We start from the raw sequence: 9,236 nt of genomic DNA on the forward strand, positions 1-9,236 counted from the left end.
ATGTACATTTCAAAATCATTTATTCCAATTTTAAAAAATAATCCATCAGAGGCCAAAATTAAATCACATCAACTAATGTTAAGAGTTGGAATGATTAAACAATCTTCTGCAGGTATTTATTCTTGGTTGCCTTTAGGCTTTAAAGTAATGAAAAAAATCGAACAAATAGTAAGAGAAGAACAAAATAGAATTGGTGTTCAAGAAATATTAATGCCCACAATTCAATCTAGTGAGATATGGAAAGAAAGTGGACGTTATGAGGACTATGGTGAAGAAATGTTAAGAATAAAGGACAGACAGGGAAGAGAAATGTTGTATGGTCCAACTAATGAAGAATTAGTTACAGAAATATTTCGAGCTTCAGTAAAATCTTATAAATCACTACCTCAATTACTGTATCATATACAATGGAAATTTAGAGACGAGATAAGACCAAGGTTCGGTATTATGAGAGGTCGTGAATTTTATATGAAAGATGCTTATTCTTTTGACATAAATGATGATGAAGCATTTTTTTCATACAATAAATTTTTTCTATCTTATCTAAAAACTTTTAAAAGACTTGATTTAACGGCTATTCCAATGGCTGCTGATACAGGACCTATTGGTGGTAATCTTTCACATGAATTTATTATTTTAGCTGACACGGGAGAAAGTAAAATTTTTACAGATAAAAGAATTTTTGAACTAAGTGGAGAGGGTACCCCAATAAATAAAGACTCATTAATTGAATTAAGAAAAAAATATGAACAATTTTATGCTGTTACTGATGAGAAATTTAATAAAGAAGAATTTGAAAACAAAGTTACAGAAGAAAATAGGCTAATTACTAAAGGTATTGAGGTTGGTCATATATTTTATTTTGGTGATAAATATTCAAAACCTATGAGTGCTTCAGTTGATTTGCCTGGTGGAAAAAAAGATTTCGTAAAAATGGGCTCATATGGAATAGGTGTTTCAAGACTTGTAGGTGCCATAATCGAAGCAAAATTCGATGATAAAAATGATGTTATGAAATGGCCATTATCAGTAGCTCCATATGATGTAGCAATAATTCCAATGATGAATAAAAATGACTCATCAAGTTTAGAAAAAGCTAACAATTTAATGGCTGAATTAAACAAACAAAATATTGATGTAATTATTGATGATACTGATGAAAATTTATCTTCTAAAATTAAAAAGATGAATTTAATTGGATCTCCTTACCAAATAATAATTGGAAACAAATCTGATGGAAATCTTTTTGAATTTAAGGAGATTGGAAAAGAAACTCAAAATATATCTGTATCAGATATTATCAAGATTGTATCAGAAGAAAAAAATAAAAATTGATATCTCAATTAGAAAAAGAAATAACTTTTAGGTTTTTAAGATCCAGAAAAAAGGATGGTTTCTTAAACGTAATTTCTATTTTTTCATTTATTGGTATTGGTCTTGGTGTAGCAGTTCTTATAATTGTGATGTCTGTTATGAATGGATTTAGAACAGAATTAGTTAATAAAATTATTGGCTTTAATTCTCATTTAACAATTAAACCGTACTCAAAAAAAATTGATACAAATAAGTTACAAAATGAAAAGATTTTAAATAATTTAAAACATTCTCTAGAGAGCAATTCTGGTGAAGCTGTCATTTTAAAAAATGATACTACAAAAGGAATTTTACTAAGAGGTTATTCAAAATTAGATTTTGAAAAACTTGAAATAATTAATAATGAAAATTTTAATGGTATTAAAAATGGTTTAGAAAAAGATGCTATCTCAATAGGAAAAGAACTGAGTTTTTCATTAGATCTTGAAATTGGGGATAATGTAGTACTCATGTCTCCATCTTCCTTAGACACAATCATTGGAAGTTTGCCTAGACAAAAAAGTTTTATTGTAACTTCAATTTTTGATAGTGGTTTAGTAGATTTTGATAATAATGTTGCATTTATAAATTTGAATAGTTTAGAAGAATTTTTCAATTATTCTTCTGATGATAGAAATTTAGAATTATTTTTAAAAGATCCTCAAAATATTGAAAATCAAAAAGAAATTACACAAAGAATCTTTGAAGATGAGTTTGTCTATAGTTGGGCTGATATGAATAGTTCTTTATTTTCAGCACTAAAAGTTGAAAGGAACGTAATGTTTATTATTCTATCATTAATAATAATTGTAGCTGCTTTTAATATAATTTCTGGTTTAACAATTCTTGTTAAAAATAAAACAAAAGATATTGGTATTTTAAAATCAATAGGTGTTCAAAATAAATCAATTGTTAAAATTTTTTTCCTAGTTGGGATATTAATAGGCACATCTGCTACAATATTTGGAATTTTTCTTGGAGTTACTTTTTCATTATATGTTGAAAATTTAAGACAATTCTTAAGTAACACATTCAATATCAGTCTTTTTCCAGAAGAAATTTATTTCTTAAGTAAAATGCCATCAGAAATAAATATTTCATCAATTATTATTATTGCACTTTGTTCAATATTTATAACAATAATCGTATCTATTTTTCCAGCCATGAAAGCTGCAAAATTAGATCCAATCAAATCATTAAAATATGAATAATATTGTCGAGCTAAAAGATATCTCAAAAAGTTTTTCAACGAATAAAAAGATTTCAGTGTTAAAAAAATTATCTTACAAATTTAAAACAGGTAAAATTTATTCTATTATGGGTCCTTCTGGATCAGGAAAATCAACATTGCTAAATATTATATCTATGATTGATAGACCTGATAAAGGAATACTTAAGTTTGATAACTTAATCATCGGGTATAATGACAAAAATATAAATGATATATTTAGAGCTAATAATATAGGTATTATTTATCAACAAAATAATCTCTTAAGTGATTTTACCACATTAGAAAATGTATATCTTGCAAATTTAGCATGTGGTGAAAATAAATTTGATGCAAAAGATAATGCAAAAAAAATAATCAATGAAGTTGGTCTATCTAATAGAATAAATCATTATCCATCAGAATTATCAGGTGGTGAGATGCAAAGAGTGGCTATAGCTAGAGCTTTGATCAACAAACCAAAGATTATTTTAGCAGATGAACCTACTGGAAGTTTGGATTTAAACACTGCTAAAGAAATTTTTTCACTGCTAACAAAACAAATATCAAAAGATAGAATTATTATTTTTGCAACTCACAATAGATATTTTGCTAATAAGTCAGATTGCATATTAGAAATGGTTAATGGTAATATAAGTACCATTAATGTCAGAAATTAAATTACAAAATTTTAATCATTTAAAAATACATTCTCAATATTCAATTTGTGAAGGCGCAGTAAAAATTGATGACATTGATACGATTTGTAAAGATAATAAAATTAAATCCTTAGGTTTAAGTGACACTTCAAATTTATGTGGAGCTTTAGAATTTTCTGAAAAAGTTTCTAAAGTTGGGACGCAACCAATTCTAAGTACACAAATTTTTATAAAATATGGTGATACTTTCGGATTACTTCCTCTATTTGCTATGAACGAAGAAGGATACAAAAGAATTATTTATCTTTCATCTAAATCATTTCTTGAAAATGATAACTTGTCTGAACCCCATATTAATTTTGATGATTTATTGGAAAATAATGAAGGTGTAGCGATATTCTCTGGTTCAATAAATGGATTATTTGGCAAACTTTTTGATAAAGGAAAATTTTCTGAAATCTCGAATTTATATAAATTACTAAAAAAAAATTTTAAAGATAGATTTTATATTGAAATACAAAGACATGGTGATGAAAATGAAAAAGGATTTGAAAAATTTAATCTTAATCAATCATTAAAAGAAGAAATTGCAATTATTGCCACTCATGAAGTTTTCTATATTGATAAAAATATGCATGAAGCACATGATGCCTTAATTTGTATTGGTAATAAAACTTATGTTAATGAAAAAAATCGAATTAAATTTTCAAATCAACATTATTTAAAAAATGATAATGAAATGTCAGAATTATTTTCTGACTTACCTGAAGCATTAGAAAATAATTATAATTTTCCTTTAAGATGTAATTTTAAACCCTCTTCATCAAAACCAATATTACCTGATATTAGTTCTGAAAAAGATGGTAGTGCTGATGAAATATTAAAAAAAGACTCTATTGAAGGTTTAAAAATTAAATTTAAAGAAGTTTTTTTGAAAAATGAAAATGAGTTAGATAAAGATGAAAAATATTTAGATTATAAAGATAGACTAAATCATGAATTAAGCATTATCATTGAAATGAAATACTCTAGTTATTTTTTAATTGTCTCTGATTATATTAAATGGGCAAAAAAAAATGATATACCAGTTGGTCCAGGTAGGGGCTCAGGCGCTGGTTCACTAGTAGCTTGGTGTCTCTCAATAACCGATGTTGATCCTATTAAATTTAATTTGATTTTTGAAAGGTTCTTAAATCCAGATAGAATTTCAATGCCTGATTTTGATATAGATTTTTGTGAGGAAAAAAGAGACTTAGTATTCAAATATCTTACTGAAAAATATCAAAACAGCGTAGCACATATAATCACATTTGGTAAACTTAAAGCAAGAATGGCAATAAGAGATGTTGGTCGTGTTCTTGGTTTACCTTATGGTTTTGTAGACAGTATCTCAAAAATGATACCATTTGATCCGTCAAGACCACAAACTTTATCTGAATGTATAGCTGGAGAACCAAGATTGCAAAAGATGATTAAAGAAGATCCAAGAGTAAAAAAATTAGCAGAAATTTCTCTCCAAATTGAGGGATTAAATAGAAATGTAGCGACACATGCTGCTGGTGTTGTAATAGCTGATAGAAAACTTACTGATGTAGTTCCATTATATAAAGATAGTTCAGCAGACTTACTTTTACCATCAACACAGTTTGATATGTATTCTGCAGAAAATGCAGGTTTGGTTAAGTTTGATTTTTTAGGTTTAAAGACACTTACAGTAATAAACAATACACAAAAACTTATAAAAAAAATTGATAAAAATTTCATTATTGATCAAATTAGATATGATGACCAAAAAGTATTTGATTTATTATCTTCAGGCAAAACTGTTGGATTATTCCAGATTGAAAGTGCTGGAATGCGTGAAGCACTTTTGCAAATGAAACCAAATCATATTGAAGATATCATCGCACTGGTTGCTCTTTATAGACCTGGTCCAATGAGTAACATACCAACATATAATGATTGTAAGCATGGAAGACAGACCCCAGACTACTTACATCCTTTATTAGAGGAAATATTAAAACCAACTTATGGTGTTATCATTTATCAAGAACAAGTGATGCAAATTGCTCAAAAATTATCAGGTTTTACTGCCGGCCAAGCAGATATCCTGAGAAGAGCAATGGGAAAAAAGAAAAGAGCAGAATTAGAAAAACAAAAACAAAATTTCATTAATGGAGCTGTTAATAATGGGATAAGCAAAGATATTGCAGCTAGTATATTTTTAAAAATTGAACCATTTGCTGAATATGGATTTAATAAAAGTCATGCAGCTGCCTATGCAATTATTTCTTATCAAACAGCATATTTAAAAACATATTTTCCAAAAGAATTTATTGCTGCATCAATGACAATGGATTTATCTAACCAAAATAAATTAAGTGAATTCTATGAGGAATTAAGAAGGCTGAAAGTTGAAATTATTCGTCCAGACATAAATGAATGTTTTGCTGATTTTAGAACTATTGATGATAAATTTTACTATGCATTAGGATCAATAAAAGCTGTTGGATTTGAAGCAATTTCAAATATTGTAAAGGAAAGAGAACTGAATGGTAAGTTTGTTTCGATAAATGATTTCGTAAATAGAGTAGACCCAAAAGACATAAATAAGTTACAACTTGAAGGACTTGTTAAAGCAGGTGCCTTTGATAGTTTGGATAATAATAGGCAAGCATTATTCAATTCTATTCCAAATTTGATATTAAAATCAAAAAATTTATATGAAAATAAAATTGCTAATCAAATAGATTTGTTCGGAGATGAATTATCAAACAATGATGAAGAATTAATTTTAAAAATTGATGATTGGAAATTTGAAGAACGACTTTCTAAAGAATTTGAAGCTGTTGGTTTTTTTATTTCCGATCATCCTTTAAATCAATTTAAGGATACATTTGATGATTACAACATCACAGATTACCAAGAATTTTCAAATAATGATTTATCAAAAGAATGTAATATTTCAGCGACTTTATTAAAACTTGCTGAAAGAAAAACAGCTAAAGGTACTCCTTATGGTGTAATAAAATTAACTGATTTAAATAGTGTGTTCGAATTATTCATTTTCTCAGACACTTTAGAATTGAATAGAGAAATCTTAAAAGAGGGAAGTTCGCTATTACTTACACTTGTAAAAACAATTTCAAACGATGAAAATAAGACTAAACGTATAAATGTACAAAAAATTGCTTCACTAAAAGATTTAATTAATAAACCTATTACAGAAGTTTTATTTAAAATTACATCACCAAATCAACTTGAAAAAATTTCAAATTTATTGGCAGATAATGGAAAAACAAACGTTAATATAGAGTTGGATAATGGTGAAAATAAAATGTTCTTTAAACTTGAAAATCCAAGAAACCTAGATCGTAAAACCTTAAATTTGATTAAAAATCAACAAATTCAAGCAGAAATCAATTAAAAACTTCTTGTTTATTAAGCATTTTATTGTATTAAAAAGTTTAAACTAACAATACGCACACAGTATTTGGTTTTATACCTCCGGTCCTTAAATGGAAATTACTGTGGTGGCTTAACCGGGAATAAATATGAAAATACCTAACTTATCAATACAACAATTATTAGAGGCTGGAGTTCACTTAGGTCATAAGACTTTAAGATGGAACCCTAAAATGAAAAAATATATTTTTGGGAAAAGAGATTCAATCCATATTATTGATCTTACCCAAACATTAGAACTTACAAAAGTTGCTTTAGAGAAAGTTTATTCAACTATAGCTAACAATGGAAAAATTTTATTTGTTTCAACAAAAAAACAAGCTTCAGAAGCAATCGCAGAAGTAGCTAAAGAAACAGATCAATATTTTGTAAATTACAGATGGTTAGGTGGTATGTTGACTAATTGGGGCACTATATCAAATTCAATTAAAAAATTAAAAAAATTAGAAACAGATCTAACTTCTGAAAACAGAGGATTTACGAAAAAAGAATTACTTAAAATGAGTGTAATGAAAGATAAATTACAAAGATCATTAGGTGGAATTGCAGAGATGAAGAAAGTTCCTGATCTTGTGTTTATAATTGATACAAATTATGAGTCGTTAGCAATTCAAGAGTCAGTTAAATTAGGAATACCAATAATTGCGATATTAGATAGCAATTCAAATCCTGATGGAATTGATTTTCCAATTCCAGGTAATGATGATGCTAGAAGATCAATTGATTTGTATTGTAATCTGATTAAAGAAACAATCAATAATGCAAAATCTTCAATACCTGTACTGGAAAAACCTAAAGCTGAGTCAAAAAAAGATGAAAAAACTTTAGCAGAGTTAGACAGAGAAAAGCTTAATGAAAAATTTGCAAAAGATAAAAAGGAAACCTTAAATTAACATGAGTGATATAGAAAAAGTAAAAAAACTAAGAGAAGCGACTGGTGCTGGATTTAAAGATTGCAATTTAGCAATTAAAGAGTCAGGTGGTGATTTAGATAAAGCTGTTGAAATTTTAAGAGTAAAAGGAATCTCTAAAGCTTCAAAGAAAATGTCTAGAGATGCAAAAGAAGGTGTTGTTGCAGTTTCAGGAGATGAAAACAAAATATCAGCAATAGAGGTTAACTGTGAAACTGACTTTGTTGCTAAAAATGATGATTTCATAAATTTTGTTAAAGAGTTAAGTGAAATGAACAATGAAAATGATTCAAATATTGAAAAACTAAATTCATCAAAAATGAAAAATGGCCAAACAGTTGCAGACAATTTAGTTGCATTAGTTGCTAAAATTGGTGAAAAAATTACGATTGGAAAAGTAAAAACAATCAATAATAATGGATCAACTAATTTCCACTATTTGCATACTGTTGTTAAAGACAATTTATCAAAACTTGCAGTATTAGTATCTTTAGAAACATCTGATAAATCAGAGGCACTAAAAACATTTGGAAAACAATTATCAATGCATATTGCAGCATCAAATCCTTTAGCATTAGATTCTAATTCACTAGATCAATCTATAATAGACAAAGAACAAGAATTAGTTACTGAAGAACTTAAAAATTCAGGTAAACCTGATGACATTGCAAAAAAAATTAGCATTGGGAAAATGAATAAATTCAAAGAAGAAAATTCATTATTATCTCAAGCTTGGGTAATGGAACCAAAGAAAAAAGTTCAAGATATAATTAAGGAATTAGGTATTGCTGATTTGAAAATAAAAGAGTTTTCAAGAATAAAAATTGGTGAATAATGTTTGAGGAAAAATCGTACAGTTCTAAAATGGATAAAACTATTGATGTTTTTGTAAAAGAACTCGCATCTTTAAGAACAGGTAGGGCTAACGCATCAATGTTAGATCTAGTTAAAGTTGATGTATATGGTCAACAAATGCCAATAAACCAACTTGCAAGTATCACTACACCAGAGCCAAGAATGATTAATATTCAAGTTTGGGATGTAAATAATGTACCATTAGTTGATTCAGCAATAAAAAAATCAGAGCTAGGTTTAAATCCTCAGATTGATGGTCAATTGCTAAGATTACCAATCCCAGAGCTTAATGAAGAGAGAAGAACAGAATTGAAGAAAATGATTAAATCAATGGGAGAAAAATGCAAAGTTTCAATAAGAAATATTAGGAGAGAGGCTAATGAAGAGCTTAAAAAACTTCTTAAATCTAAAGAAATTAGTGAAGATGATGAAAAATCTAATGAAAAAATAATTCAAAACATAACAGATAAACACATAAATATTGTAGACGAAAAAGTTTTAAATAAAGAAAAAGAAATAATGACTATATGAACCCAGTCAATCATGTCGCTATTATCATGGATGGTAATGGAAGATGGGGAGTTAAACATAAAAATAATAGAAATGCAGGTCATAAAGCTGGTCTTCAAACAGTAAAAAACATTATTGATGAATCTTTAAAACAAAAAATTAAATTTCTTACTTTATACACATTTTCAACAGAAAATTGGAAACGACCTAAGGATGAAATTAAATTTTTATTTAATCTTCTAGAAAATTTTCTATTAAAAAAAATTGATATATTAA

At 27.3% G+C, this 9,236-nt stretch carries 8 protein-coding genes; all 8 read left to right on the plus strand.

Going from position 1 to position 9,236, the window contains the following annotated elements; all coding sequences use genetic code 11:
* On the plus strand, positions 1 to 1,335 hold the full coding sequence (gene proS, locus ACTT90_RS03210) for a proline--tRNA ligase (RefSeq protein WP_440937406.1): 1,335 nt from the start codon (positions 1 to 3) through the stop codon (positions 1,333 to 1,335).
* Complete coding sequence (locus ACTT90_RS03215; RefSeq protein ID WP_440937407.1) at positions 1,332 to 2,564, plus strand: lipoprotein-releasing ABC transporter permease subunit; 1,233 nt, start codon at positions 1,332 to 1,334, stop codon at positions 2,562 to 2,564. Before proS ends, ACTT90_RS03215 begins: the two co-directional genes overlap by 4 nt.
* Entirely contained in the window at positions 2,557 to 3,240 is a 684-nt protein-coding gene (locus ACTT90_RS03220) for an ABC transporter ATP-binding protein (protein WP_440937408.1), read from the plus strand. Before ACTT90_RS03215 ends, ACTT90_RS03220 begins: the two co-directional genes overlap by 8 nt.
* Positions 3,227 to 6,646 (plus strand): DNA polymerase III subunit alpha, encoded by a 3,420-nt coding sequence (gene dnaE, locus ACTT90_RS03225; protein WP_440937409.1) that lies wholly within the window; start codon positions 3,227 to 3,229, stop codon positions 6,644 to 6,646. The genes ACTT90_RS03220 and dnaE overlap by 14 nt, the downstream gene beginning before the upstream one ends.
* 127 nt (positions 6,647 to 6,773) lie before the next feature.
* Positions 6,774 to 7,577, plus strand: coding sequence for a 30S ribosomal protein S2 (gene rpsB, locus ACTT90_RS03230; protein ID WP_440937410.1), 804 nt, complete (start codon positions 6,774 to 6,776; stop codon positions 7,575 to 7,577).
* A gap of 1 nt (position 7,578) precedes the next feature.
* Complete coding sequence (gene tsf / locus ACTT90_RS03235) at positions 7,579 to 8,430, plus strand: translation elongation factor Ts (protein ID WP_440937411.1); 852 nt, start codon at positions 7,579 to 7,581, stop codon at positions 8,428 to 8,430.
* Positions 8,430 to 8,981 (plus strand): ribosome recycling factor, encoded by a 552-nt coding sequence (gene frr, locus ACTT90_RS03240; protein WP_440937412.1) that lies wholly within the window; start codon positions 8,430 to 8,432, stop codon positions 8,979 to 8,981. The genes tsf and frr overlap by 1 nt, the downstream gene beginning before the upstream one ends.
* A partial coding sequence (locus ACTT90_RS03245) for an undecaprenyl diphosphate synthase family protein (RefSeq protein WP_440937413.1) occupies positions 8,978 to 9,236 on the plus strand: 259 nt, incomplete at its 3' end. The genes frr and ACTT90_RS03245, both read left to right, overlap by 4 nt.

Origin of the sequence: Candidatus Pelagibacter sp., assembly GCF_052049935.1 — a bacterium.
Lineage (GTDB): Bacteria > Pseudomonadota > Alphaproteobacteria > Pelagibacterales > Pelagibacteraceae > Pelagibacter.